Raw genomic sequence first — 18576 nt, forward strand, 5'->3', positions numbered from 1 at the left:
GTTTAGCAAGCACCGCAATTATACTGAGTTCCCACCATTAATAGTGTGATTGTCATGGGGGAATATGCAGTCAAAACTGTGTTATTTGGATATTTGTGTTGCTGTAGGCAAATTCGCGGATAAATATCCAAATTATTGTGATAATTACCTCATTTATGTTCTGAGTTAGGAACTTATAGAAGGTCTTAATCGTGAAGTATTAAGCCTCAACTATGTGACAGTTTTAAGAATAGTTTAACTTTTTAATTAGGTGTTAATTTGGTGTTAAATTTGCAAAAAAAAAGCCCGCTTCAAGGCGGGCGAATAGTCACAGATGCATTACACAAAAAGTGGATGTCCTGAAACAATCAGTGGATTCACTTTTTTTTTGTTGGAGAAGGAGTGCACTCGCATTGCAAGTTATGTACAGACTCTTCAGCGAGTGTCGAACGGGGTACATGACCTTTGTTCGAACTTTAACCAACAAAAACAGAATACTTCAAAAAACACATCATGACTACTTATGCTTTTAAATTGAATAATAATTTAACAACCAATGCTTAGGCGTGAGACGCTAATCACCAATTGATGCAATCGATTGCAAAAAAATATCTGAATGTTATCCAACTTGGGTAGGTTTCGTTTCAGTCGCGGCAGATATTGGCGACTCTAGGTTGGCAAAGGCGAATCAAATCATCACATTGGAGTGCAATACCCGCCATATTGGAGCCACTGCTGATGGTGACTTCAGGTTCACTCAAAAGTTGTTGATCGAAGATCACGGTCATTGGCGTTTTTAAAAGAAGGGGAACGACGGTACCAATCTGGTAGCCCGTTAAACTCGCTACCTGTTCCATAGATACGCAGGTCATACGTCGCCACTCTAGTAAAGCCCTGACTTTCTTGGGATCGATAGATTGATCTCCGGGTGCACAAGCGATGGCGTAACGATTGCTCATATCTCTCAGTACAATCGACTTCACCATCTGACTTGGGCGAATACCTCTTTGCATCGCCGCATCTTCAATTGTGACGGCTGGACGTTGATGAGGCAGCAGGCGAAAATTGACCTGCTGCGATTCAAGGTATTGGGTAATATGAGTAGAAAACGGACTAGTCATTGTCTTCAAGTGAGTAAGGAAGGGACGCGAAAGTCCACTGACTTTGAGTCTGGTCTTTAAGGCGTAGCTGAGTGTCCTCTTCCAAGTTGTTTGGTAATACAACAAGAGCCAAGGCATGGTTATCACTATAGCGATAGTGTGCGAGCAATTGACCCGCGCTACGCCAGTTTTCTCCAACAGCACGCTCTAGTTCTGCGTTAGCAGCAATCTCCTGCTGTGCTTCCCCTTTAATAATGAATAGCGCACGTTTGTTAATCCCGCGATATTTAGCTCGTGCTACCGTTTCCTGTCCGGTGTAACAGCCTTTAGTGAAGCTAATGCCCGCTAAAGCTTGAACATTGAGTGCTTGTGGTATGTGCTCATTTTGCTGTTCAGCTGTTAAGATCGGCAAACCCGCTTGGATATCGAGGAGTGTCCAAAGTGTCTCATCAACCTTGTCAGCTTGGCTTGAAGCCACAATGTGCTGTGCCGCCTCTTGTGTTACCAGCAGCAACCAGCGCTGGTGGTCTATTTTAACGGCTGTTCCACCATCTATTGGGCGCACATCTCCAGATAGAGTAGAGAGTGTATCAACCAGTTCGGTTGCCTTTTCACCCATCACACCCAGAGCGATCTCGTCGGCTTGCTTGATGTCTACCTTTGAAAAAACGGCATATTTTTTAATTTCTGCCAGCTCTTTTTCGATCACTGCTGACGGTTGAAACATGGCATAACCATCATTGTGATGGAAGAGTCGGAATACACTCCAGACTTTACCTTTGGCATCGCAGTGTGCGCCAAATGTGGATAAATGTGGTTCTAGCTTAACCACATCGCAGGTAACTTGGCCTTGTAAGTAAGACTTCTTATCTTCACCAACCATGGTGATTGCAGCCCATGAGTTGAGAGGGGCAATTGCCAGTTGGGGAAGAACATCATTCGACGCGAGTTGTAAGGGTGCAAAGTCGTTGTGCCAATCCATGATAGTTACCTAATAAGTAGTTGATGGCCGTATGTTATCGCCTATTCCTAGTGATAAACAACCTTTTGAATTGTGTGCCATTCATAATCTAGATAGTGAACGAAAATAGTGACCTTAGTCGGGAGTGTGACTGACGTACTAGTTGTAAGCTTATTTGCTTGTTACACTCGGCGCAAACAACCGATAAGGTGAGGAAGTAGAATGTATCCCGCAGAACAAAAAGCGCGTATTAAATGGGCGTGTCGCCGTGGAATGTTAGAACTCGACGTAGTGATCATGCCATTTTTTGAAGAATGCTTTGATGGCCTACAAGAAAATGAACAACGTGACTTTGTCTCACTGCTGGAGTGTGATGATCCAGATTTGTTTACCTGGATTATGGGACATGGTCGAAGCGAGAACTTAGGCCATGCAGCAATGGTAGATAAGATTGTCGCGCATAACCTCAGCAAAGTGCGTTAATCTCACTTTAACCCCATCAGCTATTGCTCTAAAGGCCAATACCTTGCTACTGGTTTTGGCCTTCTCAATAATTACCCTCTCTACATTACCGTTAGCCCCATCCTTTTTGCTTTTGTTTGTGCTTTTTAAACACGCAAAGGCAGAACCGTTACTTATTAAGTCATTGCGAGATGAAGTGAGTTTTTTTTCTGCAACGCAATATCAATCAACTCGTGGTCGGCATAAGATCAAAAAAGTGATGTTCACGTTTCTACCGATCGGCTTGGTGATCATTCATCGCAATGAGGAAAGAGTGATGCTGTGGCGAGATAGTGTCACAGAAGCAAAATATCGTGAGTTAGTGGTGATGTTAAAAAGGGAGCCTTAGGCTCCCTCAAGTGAGATTATTTTAGCTTCTCTGGTACTAAAATTGTTGGACCACTGTCTTCGGCAAGTTCAGGGTAGTCTAGAGTGTAGTGTAGGCCGCGGCTCTCTTTGCGTTCCATTGCACAACGTACCATAAGCTCAGCAACCTGTAGTAGATTACGCAGTTCAAGTAAGTTGTTAGATACTCTGAAGTTACTGTAGTACTCGTGTGTTTCCTGCTGAAGTAGTTGGATTCGGCGCAATGCACGCTCCAAACGCTTATCGGTTCTAACGATCCCCATGTAGTCCCACATAAAGAGACGTAACTCATGCCAGTTATGCTGAATGACGACCTCTTCATCTGAGCAGCTAACCTGACTTTCATCCCAAGCAGGAAGACTTGGTGGCAACGTTGCTTGATCGAGATTTGTGATGATGTCATTGGCAGCAGCCCACGCGTAGACCACACACTCAAGCAAAGAATTTGATGCCATGCGGTTTGCACCGTGTAGACCGGTATAGCTGACTTCACCGATTGCATAGAGTTGAGAGAGATCCGTTTGGCCTGTCTGCTCAACCATAACGCCACCACAGGTGTAGTGTGCCGCAGGAACCACTGGGATTGGTTCTTTGGTCATATCTATGCCAAGCTCGAGCAGGCGCGTATTGATAGTTGGGAAGTGTTTCTCAATAAAATCTGCTGGCTTATGACTAATGTCTAGGTACATACAGTCTGCACCCAGTCGTTTCATTTCAAAGTCGATAGCACGAGCGACCACATCACGTGGTGCAAGCTCTTCACGTGGATCGAAATCAGGCATAAAGCGAGAGCCGTCAGGACGACGCAAATAGGCGCCTTCACCGCGCAAAGCTTCTGTGAGCAAGAAGTTTCGAGCTTCTGGATGATATAAACAGGTTGGATGGAATTGATTGAACTCTAGGTTTGCCACTCGACAGCCTGCGCGCCAAGCCATCGCGATACCATCACCGGATGAAACGTCAGGGTTAGACGTGTATTGGTATACTTTTGATGCTCCACCTGTCGCAAGAACGACGAACTTTGAACGTACGGTTTCGACGTGCTCCTGATTACGGTTCCAGATGTATGCACCGACAACCTTTTTGCTGTCTCCACCGACCTTGTCTTCGGTAATTAAGTCTAGGGCGTTATGACGCTCTAAAACCGTAATATTTGGGTGATTATGAACATTGTCTTGCAGAGAGGTTTGCATTGCCATACCTGTAGCATCGGCGGCATGTAAAATGCGACGATGGCTGTGACCACCCTCTCTGGTTAAGTGATAACGAGGGGCCTCATCACTATCGTTTTCTTCACGATCAAATGGAACGCCACCGTCGATTAGCCATTGCACACACTCTTTGGCGTTTCGGGCAATAAACTCAACCGTCTCTTTTTCGCAAATGCCTGCACCTGCGATTAGGGTGTCTTGAACGTGCGATTCAATACTGTCTGACTCATCGAAAACTGCGGCGATACCACCTTGCGCGTAATAGGTCGCTCCTTCGCTACGAGCTCCTTTACTCAGCACGATGACTTTGCCGTATTCAGCGACACGCAACGCCAACGATAGACCTGCTGCGCCACTACCCACCACCAACACATCACACTGATGTTCACAGTTTGCGTTCATAAAACTTTATCATTCCCGAGTTAAGTTGTATCTGTGCGCCTTCCTTCCCGAAAAACGCATAGACAACAGAGCGATCCCGCTCTTAAATCTGTCATTGAATTGCATATTTGACTCACAAAACAAAAGAGTCAATCCGCTATAGTACCACTCCAAGAATGGCTTTGCATAAATGCAATTGTTCGTAAATAGCATTGCTTTTCTTTACCTACATCCCCACAATTTGGAACATAGGTAGTTTGATGCATCATTGCGTAAAAATAGTTTGAAGAATTTTTGAACTTATCTTTATTAGCTAGGTCACAATAGTGCTCAAGTAAGCAGTGGTGTCAAGACTACATTTTGCATAATTAATGTCCATGTCAGAGAAGATAGGGGCGAATAACAATAGGAGTACCCGCTCGAATGAACGAGCAGCTGACCGATCAAGTATTAATTGAGCGAGTTCAGAATGGGGATAAGCAAGCATTCAACTTGTTGGTGACTAAGTACCAGAACAAAGTTTGCAATCTTATTTCTCGCTATGTGAATAATCCTGGTGATGTTCCCGATGTAGCACAAGAAGCATTTATTAAGGCGTACCGAGCGATACCAAGCTTTCGTGGTGAAAGTGCCTTCTATACTTGGTTATATCGGATTGCCGTTAATACTGCAAAAAACCACCTTGTCGCACAGGGCAGAAGACCCCCTGCACAAGATGTGGATACTGAAGATGCTGAATATTACGAAACGGGTAATGCATTAAAAGAAATTTCGAACCCTGAGAACTTAACGTTGTCCAATGAATTGAAACGTGTTGTTTTCAGTGCGATTGATGCACTGCCTGATGATTTAAAAACCGCAATGACGTTGCGCGAGCTCGATGGCTTAAGCTACGAAGAAATAGCAGCGGTTATGGATTGCCCTGTAGGAACGGTACGTTCGCGTATCTTCCGTGCTCGTGAAGCGGTTGAAAAGAAAATTCAACCCCTTTTGCAACGCTAGACCAGTAACATTAATGGTGAAAATAATGGCTGACAAAGAGAAACTTTCAGCACTCATGGATGGAGAGTTGGTTGATAAAGCTCTGATAAGTGAACTAGAGCAAGACCAAGAAAGCCTGCAATCATGGCACAATTATCATTTAATTGGTGACGTGATGCGTGGTGAGGCTCCGGAAAAACCGGAGTGGAACATTGCTGAAAGCGTAGCGCTAGCACTTGAAAATGAACCAGCGCACTCAACAGTAACTCAGTTAGCGCAGCACCGTCGTGTTGAGTCTCAACCGACGCCGTCACAAGCTCGTCGTCAAATGCCTGCTTGGTTAAGCCAATTTGGTCAGGTCGCTATGGCTGCCTGTGTCTCGTTGGTTGTTATTCTTGGCGTGCAACAATATGGCGGCTCGGATGCTAGCGTTCCAGAAGCGGAAACTTTACCTGTTCTGCAAACCATTCCTTTCTCTGGAAGTGCTGAACCAGTGAGCTTAACCCGCTCTTCGCTTGAACAATCCAATACCAATGAATTAAATGTTCAGGAACAACGTCGTCGCATTAATGCGATGCTACAAGACTACGAATTACAGCTACGCTTGAATAGTGACAACGGCCTTGAGCACAGTGATAATCCTGAAACGGTAGTTGAATGAAAAAAATTCTGATCAGTGTGCTGACACTGCTCAGTTTGAATACAACATTGGCCTTTGCAGATGATGATTCTGCAGAGGCTTTGTTGCATCAAATGAACGAGGCAAGTCAGCATTTAAATTACGAACTGTCTTATATTTTAATTAAGAAAAATAGCATTGAACCACTGCTGTACCGACACGCTCGCGCAGAGGGTAAGCAACTTGCTCATCTACTTTACTTGAGTGGCCCAGTAAGAGAGGTTATTCGACGTGGTGATGAAGTGAGTTACATCGAACCTGGCGTCGAACCTTTTACGATTGAATCCGGTAACTTGGTTGCACCAACCATCCCTATGCTCAATGCCAATGTTGATAAGTTGAAAGGGTTTTACGACTTTATTCCTGTCGGACGCGCGCGCGAAGCGGGTACCGCATGTCAGGTGTTACGTGTTGTGCCTAAAGATGGGCAGCGTTACTCGTATGTGCTGTGGGTAGATGAAAAAAGCAAATTACCTTTACGGGCTGATCTGGTTGATCGAGACGGTGAAGTGTTAGAGCAGTACCGAACCATCTCATTTAGTGTTAACGATCAGATTGGACAGGCGATGAGTGGACTGAATCAGGTCAAATTGCCAGAAGTTCTCTCTTTGCCTAAAGGTCAGGTGAGCAGTTCATATTGGACGGTTGGTTGGATCCCTAATGGTTTCGAGCCGAAAGAGCTCAATCGTTATCGAATGAACAATACCGACCGCATGGTCGAAAGCCAAATGTACAGTGATGGCTTATTTAATTTTTCTATCTATATCTCGGATAGTGATGACTTGTCGCTTAAAGGACAGCTAGTGAGACAAGGTCGCAGAACGCTGCATAGCTTTGTTCGCGGCGAGTACGAAATCTCTGTTATCGGTGATATTCCCCCAGCTACTGCCAAACGTATTGCTCAGTCAGTGACGTTTGTAAAGAGTGAGAGTACCACCCAATGATGACCGCATTGGCAACAGTTTCTGAGGTGACAGAGCTGGCATCGGGATTTGATGTCGAGCTAAGTTGCGAACAGCAGACGAGCTGCAGTAGCTGTTCATCTCAGAAGAGCTGTGGGACGGGCATTGTATCTAAAGCCGTGGGGAAAAAATCGCTCCACTGGCATCTAGTGACAGATAAGCGAGTTGAGAAAGGGCAAGTGGTGGAAATCGGTTTGCCTGAAAAAAGCGTATTGCAGTCCGCAGCGCTGGTTTATCTCTTGCCACTGTTTGCGATGATCATTGGCGCCTTGGTCGCTCAATGGTGGATTGCCCCTGCGTTTTCTCTCGGAGAGGGGGTAGTCATCCTCACTTCGGCTCTTGCAACGGTTGGAGGGATTTATCTAGCAAAAAGATTATCTTTCAGATTAGAGCAGCAATCTTCGCAGCAAGTCATATTATTAAGGGTATTAGGTGAGCCAATTAGCTAGTGCGAAGCGGCTAGAAATTGGGTAGAATCTGCCAACTTGATTGAAATGCCGTCACAAGACGGCTTTCTTGTCCCCATTTATAAGAGTTTAGTCACCCCAAATCATGAAGCACATTCGTAACTTTTCGATTATCGCCCACATCGACCATGGTAAGTCGACCCTATCAGACCGTTTAATCCAAGTATGTGGTGGTTTAAGCGACCGTGAAATGGCCGCACAGGTTCTGGACTCCATGGATCTAGAGCGTGAGCGTGGTATCACCATCAAATCACAGAGTGTGACGCTAAACTACACCGCTAAAGATGGTGAAACGTATCAGTTGAACTTCATCGATACTCCGGGACACGTTGACTTCGCTTACGAAGTATCCCGTTCTTTAGCCGCTTGTGAAGGTGCGCTACTGGTTGTTGATGCGGGTCAGGGTGTAGAAGCTCAAACTCTTGCTAACTGTTATACGGCGATCGAGATGGATCTTGAGGTTGTGCCAATCTTAAACAAGATCGACCTTCCCGCTGCCGATCCTGAGCGTGTTGCTGAAGAGATCGAAGAAATCGTAGGCATTGATGCGATGGAAGCGACGCGTTGTAGTGCAAAAACAGGCCTTGGTGTGGATGATGTGCTTGAAAACATTGTCTCTGCGATTCCTGCTCCAGAAGGTGACCCAGATGGGCCACTTCAAGCTCTAATCATTGACTCTTGGTTTGACAACTACCTTGGTGTTGTTTCTTTGGTTCGTATTAAGAATGGCCAGTTGAAGAAAAACGAAAAAATTAAGGTAATGAGTACAGGCCAAGTGTGGGGGGTTGATCGTCTAGGCATCTTCACACCGAAACAGGTTGATACAAATTCACTAAGTACGGGTGAAGTGGGCTGGGTGGTTTGTGGCATCAAAGATATTCTAGGTGCTCCTGTAGGTGATACGCTCACACTGGCTAAACATGGTTGTGATGCACCGTTACCGGGCTTTAAGAAAGTAAAACCTCAGGTTTATGCCGGTCTATTCCCTGTATCATCTGATGATTATGAAAACTTCCGTGATGCACTAGGCAAGTTAAGTCTAAATGACGCCTCTCTGTTCTATGAACCAGAGAACTCTGCAGCTCTTGGCTTTGGTTTCCGTTGTGGCTTCCTCGGCATGCTGCACATGGAGATCATTCAAGAGCGTCTAGAGCGCGAATACGATCTAGACCTTATTACTACAGCACCAACCGTAGTTTATGAAGTAGAACAGACGGATGGGACGATTATATACGTAGATAGCCCTGCAAAATTGCCTGCGGTAAATGATATCGAGGAAATTCGTGAGCCAATCGCACGTTGTAATATTCTTGTTCCAGCAGACTACCTAGGTAACGTGATCACACTATGTGTTGAGAAACGTGGTATTCAGGTTGATATGGTTTACCACGGTAACCAAGTTGCTGTGACTTACGATATCCCGATGGCGGAAGTTGTTCTTGATTTCTTTGACCGTCTGAAGTCTACATCACGTGGCTATGCGTCACTTGATTACAACTTCCAGCGTTTTGAATTGTCTAACATGGTTCGTGTAGACGTACTTCTTAACGGTGATAAGGTGGATGCTTTAGCATTGATCACACATAAAGAGCAGGCGCAGACTCGCGGTCGTCAGCTTGTTGAAAAGATGAAAGAGTTTATCCCTCGTCAGATGTTCGATATTGCGATTCAAGCAGCGATCGGCAACCACATCATCGCCCGTTCAACAGTGAAACAGCTACGTAAGAACGTTATCGCAAAATGTTACGGTGGTGACGTGAGCCGTAAGAAGAAGCTACTGAAGAAGCAGAAAGAAGGTAAGAAGCGTATGAAGCAGATTGGTAACGTAGAGTTGCCTCAAGAAGCTTTCCTAGCGATCTTACACGTAGGTAAAGACTAAGTATCCTTGATACTTTCTGACCCACTGCATGTCATCGGATAATCACTGATTTCCTTATCGCGTAATGTGTAGAGAACTCAGTGATTTATCCAGTGTCATAGATACCGAGTAAAGCATTCAATTGAGTGGAAGAGTTATGCTCTTTCACTTTCGTATTTTTGAGAGAAGGGAAGTTAATGGCGAATACATTTTCACTCATCCTAGTGATCGTTACTTTAGTAACGGGCGTTGTCTGGGTTCTGGAAAAGCTCGTTTTTGCTAAAAAGCGTCAAGAAAAACTGGCTGAAGTTGAAGCTCAAACCAATGGTTTGGATGCAGCCGTTCTAGCAAAAGTGCAGACTCAGCCTTGGTGGGTAGAGAATAGCGTCTCTATTTTCCCAGTTATTGCTGCTGTCCTTGTATTGCGCTCATTTATCTATGAACCTTTTCAAATTCCATCAGGCTCGATGATGCCAACCCTGCTGGTGGGCGATTTTATCCTGGTTGAAAAGTACGCCTATGGTCTGAAAGATCCAGTATGGCGCACTCAGTTAGTCGAAACAGGCAAGCCTGAGCGTGGTGACATTGTGGTATTTAAGTACCCACCTCAGCCAAATATCGATTACATCAAGCGTGTTGTAGGCCTTCCGGGAGATACGGTTCGCTACAACAGCAAGAAAGAAATCTGCATTCAGTCTTCAGGTGAGACCAGTTGTCAGCCAGTCAAACTGTCTAATGTAGAAGAGAGCCAGTTCATTCAAAATGGCATCCCATTGATTCAATTGGATGAAAAGTTGGGTGAAGTGGGTCATCAGATTTTGGTTAACCCACTACGTCGTGACCGAGTTGAATTGTATCAACCTCGCAACGGTGTGAATGAGTGGGTGGTTCCAGAAGGTCAGTACTTTGTGATGGGGGATAACCGTGACAACAGTGCTGATAGCCGCTACTGGGGCTTTGTCCCAGAAGCCAACCTAGTGGGTAAAGCTGTTGCTATTTGGATTAGCTTCGAATTCGAACGCGATGCAGATAGTGTCTTACCCTCTTGGATTCCAACTGGTGTTAGGTTTAACCGCATCGGTGGTATTAACTAAATTATGAATGAGAGAGCATGAATTCTCCTATTGCAAAACTAGAGAAAAAGCTCGGCTATCAATTTAATGATGCCGAGCTAATCAGCTTAGCACTGACACATCGCAGTGCTAATGGAAAACACAATGAGCGTCTTGAGTTTCTGGGCGATTCAATTTTAAGTTTTGTCATTGCTGATGATCTTTACCATCGTTTCCCAAAAGTGAATGAAGGGGACATGAGCCGCATGCGTGCCACCTTAGTGCGTGGCAATACACTCGCGGAGCTAGGTCGTGAATTCGAACTAGGAGATCACTTAAAATTAGGTCCAGGTGAATTAAAGAGCGGCGGCTTTCGTCGTGATTCAATCCTTGCTGACGCTGTAGAAGCGATCATTGGTGGTATCTACTTAGATAGTGATATCGAAGTCGTTCGTGGCATCATATTGAGTTGGTACAAAACTCGCCTTGATGCGATTAAGCCAGGGGTTTCACAAAAAGATCCTAAAACTCGTCTACAAGAGTTTCTTCAGGGTCGAAGAAAACCTCTACCTGCTTACACAGTGACTAATATTAAAGGTGAAGCACATAACCAAGAGTTTACGGTTTCGTGTGATGTAGCAGGTATTGGACAACCTGTTATTGGTAAAGGCACCAGCCGCCGCAAGGCAGAACAAGCGGCTGCTGAATTAGCACTAGAGCAACTGACCAATGACTGATTCAACAGACAACAACGAATTTGATATCGATGCGTTTTTCTCATCGAGCAATGAACAGACAAGTTCGCCAGACAATCAACACTGTGGCTTTGTGGCGATTGTAGGTCGTCCAAACGTGGGTAAATCAACACTTCTTAACCGTATCCTAGGTCAGAAGATTTCGATTACTTCACGTAAACCTCAGACGACTCGTCACCGTATTATGGGCGTTGATACCGAAGGCGACTACCAAGCTATTTATGTCGATACTCCGGGTCTGCATATTGAAGAGAAGCGTGCGATTAACCGTTTGATGAACCGTGCAGCTAACTCTTCACTCAGTGATGTTAACCTAGTCTTTTTCTTGGTTGATGGCACGCACTGGACCAGTGACGATGAAATGGTGTTGACCAAACTGCAAAAGTCTAACTTCCCAGTGGTACTGTGTGTCAACAAAGTTGACAATGTACAAGACCGCAATGACGTAATGCTGCATATGATGGAAATGTCTAAGCGCATGGACTTTGTTGATGTGGTGCCTATCTCGGCGAAGCATGGCAAAAACATTGATGTGTTGCGTAAACATGTTCGTGAGCACTTGCCGAAGGCGACACACCACTTTCCTGAAGAGTATGTCACTGACCGTTCTCAACGCTTTATGGCGTCAGAGATTGTTCGCGAAAAGTTGATGCGTTTTACGGGTGAAGAGCTTCCTTACTCTGTTACCGTTGAAATTGAACGCTTTGACTACAACCCAGAAACAGACGGATTCCACATTAACGCTTTGATTTTGGTTGAACGCAGCGGCCAGAAGAAAATGGTAATTGGTAAAGGCGGCGAAAAGATCAAAACGATCGGCCGTGAAGCGCGTCTGGATATGGAAGAGTTATTTGGTCGCAAGGTTTACCTTGAAACTTGGGTTAAGGTGAAATCTGGCTGGGCGGATGATGAGCGCGCTCTTCGTTCACTCGGCTACATCGATGACCTTTAACGAGTGCGAGGCTTGAGCTTCGCTCCGTAGAATACGAAATAAGGAGCCACTGGCTCCTTCTTTTTTATGTAACACTAATCTGGCAGATTCTATGTCTTCTGATGGCTTACAGCGTTGCTTTGTTTTACACCGTCGCCCTTACAGCGAATCAAGTTTAATCCTTGATGTCTTTAGTGAGGAATATGGCCGTATTACCTTGATGTCTAAAGGTGCACGTAGTAAACGTTCTAACCTGAAAGGGGCTTTGCAGCCATTTACGCCTTTATTGCTCAAGTGGTCAGGCAATGGTTCGATGAAAACGTTACGTCAGGCTGAGCCAATTAGTCTCGGGTTACCACTGTCGGGGATCTCCCTTTATTCGGCTATGTATGTTAATGAGCTTGTCGGTCGAATTTTGATGGCGGAAGTTCCAATGCCTGCGCTGTTTCACGATTATTTACATGCCCTGACGGAATTGGCGCAGTGTGAAAATCCAGAGCCCGCCCTGAGACGATTTGAACTCGCTATGTTGTCAGCAATGGGCTATGGCGTCGATTTTATGCACTGCGCGGGTACGGGTGAACCCGTTGAACCGGCAATGACTTACCGTTACCGAGAGCAGAAAGGCTTCATCGCTTCGGTACGCAAAGATAACCTAACGTTTTACGGCAGTGAGCTTATCGCGATTAGTGAGCGTAGATTCACCACAAAAGAACAACTTAAAGCGGCAAAACGCTTTACACGCATAGCCTTAAAGCCGTATCTTGGCGGCAAACCATTAAAAAGCCGGGAACTGTTTTTATCCAGAGCAAAGGTTCCCTATACCAAGAACATTAATTGATAGACGATTGATGGGCTGGGTATTAAGCACGGAGTATTGGAAAATGAGCTCAATCTATCTAGGTGTTAATATCGATCATATTGCGACTTTGCGTAACGCGCGAGGTACAAAGTATCCAGATCCTGTACATGCTGCGGAAGTCGCGGAGCGAGCTGGCGCTGATGGTATTACCATCCACCTACGTGAAGACCGTCGTCATATCAATGATCGTGATGTACGTATCCTACGTGAAACGCTTCAAACGCGTATGAACCTAGAGATGGCTGTGACTGACGAAATGGTAGAGATCGCGCTAAAAACTAAGCCTGAATACGTGTGTCTGGTACCTGAAAAACGTGAAGAATTGACCACTGAAGGCGGTCTAGATGTTGTTGGTCAGCTAGAGAAAGTTAAAAACGCGACACAAAAACTGACTGAAGCGGGTATTAAGGTATCGCTATTTATCGATGCAGACCGTGAACAGATCGATGCAGCAAAAGCATGTGGAGCGCCATTCATTGAGCTTCATACTGGTCACTACGCTGATGCAGAGAGTGAAGAAGATCAGCAAGATGAGCTGAAAAAAATCGCTGCTGGCGCAAGCTACGCGAACGATCTTGGTATTACAGTGAATGCTGGACATGGCCTGACTTACCACAACGTCGCACCGATTGCTGCTATCCCTGAAATTTATGAGCTGAACATTGGCCATTCAATTATTGGTCGTGCGGTGTTTGATGGTCTTCATAAAGCCGTTGCTGATATGAAAGCGCTAATGGTTGCAGCGCGTCGTTAAGTTATGGCAATTGTTGGCTTGGGGACGGATATTGCTGAAATTGAACGAGTAGAGAATGCGCTCACCCGTAGCGGTGAGCCCTTTGCTAAACGCATTCTCACCGCCAATGAACTCGCAAAGTTTACAGGACTGAAGCAGCAAGGACGTTTTTTAGCTAAGCGTTTTGCGGCTAAAGAAGCAGCTTCAAAGGCGCTAGGAACCGGCATCGCGTTGGGGGTTAGCTTTCAAGACTTTGAAATTACCAACGATGCGTTAGGTAAACCAGTGCTGACATTAAGTGGCAAAGCTTTAGAAATGGCACAAAAAAAACAGGTGGAGCATATCCACCTGTCCATCTCCGATGAGCGCCACTATGCCGTGGCGACAGTGATATTAGAAAGCTAGCTGCCTAAGTAGGGCTGAGCACTCGCCACTACTTTTTCCATTTCATCCTGCAATTCAAATAACTCAGGCTCAATGTCCTCGATACTTGAGCCTGAACGAAGCTCCTTCTCAATCGTTGCACAGATATTCTTGAGTCGTGGTACGCCACAATAAGAGCTACTGCCATGCAGTTTGTGCACATGATGAATCAACTGTTTAGTGTCAAAGTGATCATCTTCAAGGGCGCCTTCAACAATCGCACTCACTTCAGGCACATAGTCGACAAGCATCTGTAGCATGTCGCGTGCGAGATCTTCTTTATTCGCAGACTGTTTAAGTGCCGCTTGCCAATCGATGATCATATTGCTGTGCTCTGAATGAGCAGCTTGTTCAACCGCTTCCTCAATCACGGCTGAAGTGCTGATATCGAGTTTTTCGAGTTCTTCTTGGTTGGTATGCGGATTCCAGTGCATTAGAACCTGTTGAAGCACATGTTCTTCGATCGGTTTGGTTAGGTAGTCGTCCATGCCTGCTTTCAATAGTCGATCACGTTCGCCACTCATAGCGTGAGCAGTAACTGCGATCACTGGCGTGTTGGCATTCAACTCTGTTTGTTTAATCTTCTTACACGCGGTCACCCCATCCATATGCGGCATTTGAATGTCCATCAGGATAATATCGAAATGCTGAGCTTCTGCTTGTTTGACGGCATCGATACCATTGGTACAGGTAATGACTTGGTCAACACGCTCTTGCAGAAGGGCACTGATGAGCTTCAAGTTGGCAGGGTTGTCGTCGACAGCCATGACGGTCAGTGGCAGCGTTTCTCTATTCTCTGTAACACTTTCCAGCAACGGCTCGCTTTCTTGATTCGCCGCCAGAGTCTGAAGCAATTTGCGTCTAGAGAGTGGCTTGGTGATACAGTGAATATGATACTTCTGGATCAGGTGATCTGATAGCGCGAGGCTGGTACTAGGTGTACCAACGACGACGTGTGGAGCACAGCGCATCGCTTGTTCCACCCAGCTCTGTACTGTCGCCACTTCGTTATCGCCGCTCGGCGATAGGTTGAGTAGAACGTAGTCATATTTCTCCACTTCCTCTGGTAATGAGGAGCGATAAGTCACGACTAAGCCTTCTTGAACCAGTGTCTGCTGAATGACAGATGCTGCTTGCATGTTTGGCTCAACCAGTAGCAATGAGCGTTGACGTAGTACTTGAGTTTCTAGCAACTCACTGACTGGCATATCGGTTGACGATAGACGTAAAGTAAACCAGAAGGTAGATCCTTGGTGGAGGCGACTGGTAAGACTGATTTCACCGCCCATCTGGCTAACCAGTTTTTGCGTAATAACCAAGCCTAGACCTGTACCGCCATAACGTCTGGAGATACTGGCATCAGCTTGGCTGAACGCTTGGAATAGTTGCGATTGCTGACGCTCTGAAATACCGATACCAGTATCTCGCACCATAAATTGCAATTCGACAAAGTCATCTTTCTGAGAGCGCATCTCAACACTGATATCGATGTTGCCACGTTCTGTAAACTTGATCGAGTTACCGACTAAGTTAGTCAGAACCTGTTGAATACGCAGAGGATCCCCCACCAACCCAGCTGGAATTTTAGGATCGATTTTTAATGTTAATTCGAGCCCTTTCTCATGGGCGCTGGTGGCCTGAAGATTGACCACTTCTTCCAGCGAGCCTTGGAAATCAAACGGGATGTTCTCCAGTGCCAGTTTACCCGCTTCCAATTTAGAAAAATCTAAAATGTCATTGATGATATTGAGTAAGTTGTTTGCCGACTTTTCTATCGTTTGTAAGTAGTCGGCTTGGCTATTGGTTAGAGTTGTCTTGAGCATTTGTCGAGTAAAGCCGATGACACCATTAAGAGGGGTACGCAGTTCGTGGGACATGTTGGCCAAAAACTCGGATTTGACTCGAGCGGCTTCTTGAGCGCGTTTTTTGGCGATGTCGAGCTCGACGTTTTGAATTTCTAGCTGTTCAAGCGTTTCTCGTAAATCGGAGGTTGCTTGGTCAATGCTGTGTTGCATTTCTACGTGATATTCCGACAGTGACACCGCCATCGAGTTGATACCGTTTTTCAGGGAGTCTAACTCGCCATGCATCTTACCTTCGATACGGACATCAAGATGACCGCGACGAATTCGGTCGACCATGTTTTTCATATGGGAGATAGGGCGTGTCACGTCATACATCAATCGGTAAGCGAAGACGGCGGATAGACCTAACCCGATCAAGAGTACTAAGCAAGCCGAAAATATTTCCTGATACTGCTGCAAACGAAGTGAGGATAAATCGAGTTCAATCGCGACATAACCCAGAGCGGGGTTATTTCCCTGATCTTTCATTGTCGCCATGAGGCCTGATTCAGCGATCACAGGCGCTCTAAGTACCAAGGTGTTGTCGGTTAAATCAGAACTGACTAATAGTGGAATCGGTTCCGTGCGAGGAAAAGTAAGCAGCTCGAAATTGGGGTGAAAGTTTGAGGTAACAAAGAGGTCATGATTGTAATCGAATACTGCAATGCTTCGAACAAACTTAGAATTTTTTCGATGTGCATAACTAATGATTCGGCGGACTGACTCGCGGCTATTATTTTTTAACCCCTCTTCACTCGCGATCGCTAATGGTTCGATAATACTTAAACCTGAATTGATCACTTGCTTTTCAAGATCGTGATAGCGATTGAAAGAGAAAAATGCGCTCAAAAGCAGGCCGATAATCAGCGTAGGTGCTAACGTGAGTGTAATAACGCGGGCGCGCAAGCCATATCTTGTCATTATTATCTAAACATCGTGGTGTGGATATGGGAAAATGACTTCCAAAATTAATCGAAGTCGTCGAGTCCTTAAGCATAATCAACTCAGTCGGCTCAGACAATGATTCAGGCGTAAAAGCTTGGGACGTATACCTAAATAACCTCTAGATGAGGTTTGTCTTACGGGTATTTTAAGCAATTCGAGCACAAGGTCGTTAGACCATAGAAATAGGCACACAGCATGGCGCGTTTTTTCCAACCGAAGAAGAAAACTCAACTCAATACTAAGCATCAATCGCTAACCATTGAAAAACTCGATCATCACGGCGCAGGCATGGCTTATCAAAATAACAAACCTATCTTTATTGAAGGTGCTCTGCCCGGTGAGCAAGTGTTGGCGCAGCTGACAGAAAGTAAGAGTAAGTTTGCACGAGCCAAACTCATCAAAATTCAGCAACCCAGCCAGCAACGTATTGAACCTTTCTGTGCACATTATCATGAGTGTGGGGGCTGTAATATGCAGCACCTATCGAGTGCAGCGCAGCAAGAGTATAAGCAACAGACGTTGAGTCAGTTAATGAGTAAGTTTGCTGGGCAAAGTATTGAATTGGACGCGCCAATTTTAGGGGACTCTCAGAGTTATCGCCGTCGTGCCCGAGTGAGTATCAAGCTAAACAAAAAAACACGTCAGCTTGAATTTGGTTTCAGAAAAAAGAACAGTCAGGATATTGTCAACGTGACCCACTGTCCTGTGCTGGATACAGAACTGGATGCTTTGCTTGCCCCGCTGTATTCACTGCTACGCGGTTTCTCCAATCAAGAGAACATCGGTCATTTAGAATTGGTAAAAGGCGACAACACCAACGTGATTGTGTTGCGCCACTTAAAGCCTCTAAAAGCACAAGATCAGCAGGCACTTGAAGATTTTGCACAGCAGCAGGGAGCGGCGCTTTACCTCATGCCAGAGAGTGATCAGCTAAATCGAGTTGTTGGTGAGTCGGCACACTATCGAGAAGCGGGAGTGACGATTCCATTTGAGCCGAATAACTTTATTCAGGTAAACCAGAAGGTCAACCAAGCTATGGTGCAGCAAGCTATCACTTGGCTAGAATTGACGGCTCAAGATAGAGTGTTGGATCTGTTCTGCGGTCTGGGCAATTTCAGTTTACCTATCGCTAAGCAGGTGATGAGTGTCGTTGGGGTTGAAGGTGTTGACGTTATGGTTGAAAAAGCCGCATCCAATGCCCAGTTTAACCAAATAGACAATGCGTCATTTTATCAGGCGAATTTGGAACAAGACGTTTCTGGTCAGCTCTGGGCCGCTGAAAAATTTGATAAAATACTGCTCGACCCGGCCAGAGCGGGGGCTAGTGGTATTATTGAGCAAATCTCTGCGTTGGGTGCAAGTCGAGTAGTTTATGTTTCTTGCAATCCTGCTACCCTAGCCAGAGATTCGCAAAGCTTGCTAAGTCAGGGCTACAGATTACAAAAATTGGGTATGCTTGACATGTTTCCGCATACCAGCCATTTAGAGTCGATGGCACTCTTTGTAAAGGATTAAACGAACTTCCTCAGCGGCTGGTAGTCTCAATGCTGAGGATATCGAAGATAAAAAATATAACAGGACGAAG

The 18576-nt window shown here is 45.5% G+C and carries 18 protein-coding genes; 14 read left to right on the forward strand and 4 right to left on the reverse strand.

Going from position 1 to position 18576, the window contains the following annotated elements; genetic code table 11:
• Window positions 1-623: 623 nt before the first annotated feature.
• Complete coding sequence (locus ACQEXT_RS03695; RefSeq protein WP_331427467.1) at window positions 624-1100, reverse strand: YbaK/EbsC family protein; 477 nt, start codon at window positions 1098-1100, stop codon at window positions 624-626.
• Window positions 1093-2061 carry a tRNA-modifying protein YgfZ gene (gene ygfZ / locus ACQEXT_RS03700; protein ID WP_426950693.1) on the reverse strand — a complete coding sequence of 323 codons (969 nt, stop codon included), beginning with the start codon at window positions 2059-2061 and terminating at the stop codon, window positions 1093-1095. Before ygfZ ends, ACQEXT_RS03695 begins: the two co-directional genes overlap by 8 nt.
• Window positions 2062-2262: 201 nt before the next feature.
• Here ygfZ and ACQEXT_RS03705 point away from each other — a divergent pair, with 201 nt between their 5' ends.
• The gene (locus ACQEXT_RS03705) at window positions 2263-2523 is read left to right on the forward strand and encodes a succinate dehydrogenase assembly factor 2 (protein WP_138971856.1); all 261 of its coding nucleotides are present in this window, start codon (window positions 2263-2265) and stop codon (window positions 2521-2523) included.
• 55 nt (window positions 2524-2578) lie between these two features.
• Window positions 2579-2890 (forward strand): hypothetical protein, encoded by a 312-nt coding sequence (locus ACQEXT_RS03710; RefSeq protein ID WP_426950772.1) that lies wholly within the window; start codon window positions 2579-2581, stop codon window positions 2888-2890.
• 16 nt (window positions 2891-2906) lie between these two features.
• On the opposite strand, the gene nadB is transcribed toward ACQEXT_RS03710, so the two are convergent.
• Window positions 2907-4520, reverse strand: a complete 1614-nt coding sequence (gene nadB, locus ACQEXT_RS03715; protein ID WP_331416162.1) for an L-aspartate oxidase — start codon at window positions 4518-4520, stop codon at window positions 2907-2909.
• A gap of 402 nt (window positions 4521-4922) precedes the next feature.
• On the opposite strand from nadB, the gene rpoE reads away from it, so the two are divergent.
• From rpoE to acpS, 11 genes are all read left to right on the forward strand, one after another.
• Window positions 4923-5501 carry an RNA polymerase sigma factor RpoE gene (rpoE, locus tag ACQEXT_RS03720; RefSeq protein WP_331416163.1) on the forward strand — a complete coding sequence of 193 codons (579 nt, stop codon included), beginning with the start codon at window positions 4923-4925 and terminating at the stop codon, window positions 5499-5501.
• Between the two features lie 25 nt (window positions 5502-5526).
• Complete coding sequence (locus ACQEXT_RS03725) at window positions 5527-6141, forward strand: RseA family anti-sigma factor (RefSeq protein WP_426950694.1); 615 nt, start codon at window positions 5527-5529, stop codon at window positions 6139-6141.
• On the forward strand, window positions 6138-7103 hold the full coding sequence (gene rseB, locus ACQEXT_RS03730) for a sigma-E factor regulatory protein RseB (protein ID WP_426950695.1): 966 nt from the start codon (window positions 6138-6140) through the stop codon (window positions 7101-7103). Before ACQEXT_RS03725 ends, rseB begins: the two co-directional genes overlap by 4 nt.
• Complete coding sequence (locus ACQEXT_RS03735) at window positions 7100-7570, forward strand: SoxR reducing system RseC family protein (protein WP_138971850.1); 471 nt, start codon at window positions 7100-7102, stop codon at window positions 7568-7570. The genes rseB and ACQEXT_RS03735 overlap by 4 nt, the downstream gene beginning before the upstream one ends.
• A 103-nt stretch (window positions 7571-7673) precedes the next feature.
• Window positions 7674-9467, forward strand: a complete 1794-nt coding sequence (gene lepA, locus ACQEXT_RS03740; protein ID WP_269376520.1) for a translation elongation factor 4 — start codon at window positions 7674-7676, stop codon at window positions 9465-9467.
• Between the two features lie 176 nt (window positions 9468-9643).
• On the forward strand, window positions 9644-10540 hold the full coding sequence (gene lepB, locus ACQEXT_RS03745; protein WP_331416167.1) for a signal peptidase I: 897 nt from the start codon (window positions 9644-9646) through the stop codon (window positions 10538-10540).
• Between the two features lie 17 nt (window positions 10541-10557).
• Window positions 10558-11235, forward strand: coding sequence for a ribonuclease III (gene rnc / locus ACQEXT_RS03750; protein ID WP_138971847.1), 678 nt, complete (start codon window positions 10558-10560; stop codon window positions 11233-11235).
• The gene (gene era, locus ACQEXT_RS03755) at window positions 11228-12205 is read left to right on the forward strand and encodes a GTPase Era (RefSeq protein ID WP_138971846.1); all 978 of its coding nucleotides are present in this window, start codon (window positions 11228-11230) and stop codon (window positions 12203-12205) included. Before rnc ends, era begins: the two co-directional genes overlap by 8 nt.
• Before the next feature lie 91 nt (window positions 12206-12296).
• Window positions 12297-13025, forward strand: coding sequence for a DNA repair protein RecO (gene recO, locus ACQEXT_RS03760; RefSeq protein ID WP_138971845.1), 729 nt, complete (start codon window positions 12297-12299; stop codon window positions 13023-13025).
• A 43-nt stretch (window positions 13026-13068) separates the two neighbouring features.
• A complete protein-coding gene (gene pdxJ / locus ACQEXT_RS03765) occupies window positions 13069-13800 on the forward strand; it encodes a pyridoxine 5'-phosphate synthase (protein ID WP_331416169.1) in 732 nt (243 codons plus the stop codon).
• 3 nt (window positions 13801-13803) lie between these two features.
• Window positions 13804-14184: a holo-ACP synthase gene (gene acpS, locus ACQEXT_RS03770; protein ID WP_331416170.1), complete on the forward strand. Its 381-nt coding sequence runs from the start codon at window positions 13804-13806 to the stop codon at window positions 14182-14184.
• Here the strand turns inward: acpS and barA are convergent.
• Window positions 14181-16967: a two-component sensor histidine kinase BarA gene (barA, locus tag ACQEXT_RS03775; protein ID WP_426950697.1), complete on the reverse strand. Its 2787-nt coding sequence runs from the start codon at window positions 16965-16967 to the stop codon at window positions 14181-14183. The two genes, acpS and barA, sit on opposite strands and share 4 nt — an antisense overlap.
• Window positions 16968-17186: 219 nt before the next feature.
• On the opposite strand from barA, the gene rlmD reads away from it, so the two are divergent.
• A complete protein-coding gene (rlmD, locus tag ACQEXT_RS03780) occupies window positions 17187-18506 on the forward strand; it encodes a 23S rRNA (uracil(1939)-C(5))-methyltransferase RlmD (protein WP_426950698.1) in 1320 nt (439 codons plus the stop codon).
• Window positions 18507-18576 lie beyond the last annotated feature (70 nt).

Origin of the sequence: Vibrio sp. TRT 29B02, assembly GCF_050113655.1 — a bacterium.
GTDB lineage: Bacteria > Pseudomonadota > Gammaproteobacteria > Enterobacterales > Vibrionaceae > Vibrio.